Below are 587 nucleotides of genomic sequence, written 5' to 3'. Positions count from 1 at the left end.
TCGCGATCGAACGGATCAGCGCGTTCGCGGTGTCCATCGTCACCGAGGGATCGACCGGATTCTCCGCTCCCGCAGCCAGATCGGCGCCGGTACAGAATGCCGCGCCCGCCCCCGTGATGACCACGGTACGGACGTCCGGATTCTCGCCCGCCGAATCGATGGCCTCCCGCAGGGCGCGCGTCGTCGTGAGGTCGACCGCGTTCATCCGCTTGGGGCGGTCGATCGTCAGCCACAGCACGCCGTCGGTCAGCTCGGACCGCAGGCCCTGCACCGCCGCCTCGCCGCCGCCGGTCATGCCTTCACCGCCGCCGCGTCGAGGAAACCCGTGAGGCGTCCGGCGCGGCGACCAGGTGCTGAATATCCTTGAACTCGGCTCCGCGGGACTCGATTTCGACCACCTCGGTGCTGACCGCGTTGGCCGCGACCCGCGCGGTGTTGTGCAGGGTCCGGAAGATCAGCTTCGTGTCGAGTTCGCTGTTCGCGACGATCTGTTCCTTGACCGCGTGCGCGACGGGCGACTCGACGGTGCACATGAACCGGGTGCCCATGTTGACGCCGTCGGCACCGAGCGCGAGTGCCGCGACGAG

1 protein-coding gene and 1 pseudogene are annotated in these 587 nt (G+C 69.0%); both read right to left on the bottom strand.

Annotation, left to right across the window (positions count from 1 at the left end; translation table 11 throughout):
* A partial coding sequence (locus A8G15_RS28920; protein ID WP_211270274.1) for an enoyl-CoA hydratase-related protein occupies positions 1-295 on the bottom strand: 295 nt, incomplete at its 3' end.
* 25 nt (positions 296-320) lie between these two features.
* Positions 321-587: pseudogene (locus tag A8G15_RS28915) on the bottom strand (nitronate monooxygenase); the annotation flags it as partial.

Origin of the sequence: Rhodococcus phenolicus (assembly GCF_001646785.1) — a bacterium.
GTDB classification, from domain to species: Bacteria; Actinomycetota; Actinomycetes; order Mycobacteriales; family Mycobacteriaceae; genus Rhodococcus; species Rhodococcus phenolicus.
The sequence above is the reverse complement of the archived record's forward strand: the minus strand, read 5'-3'. Positions and strand labels throughout refer to the sequence as shown.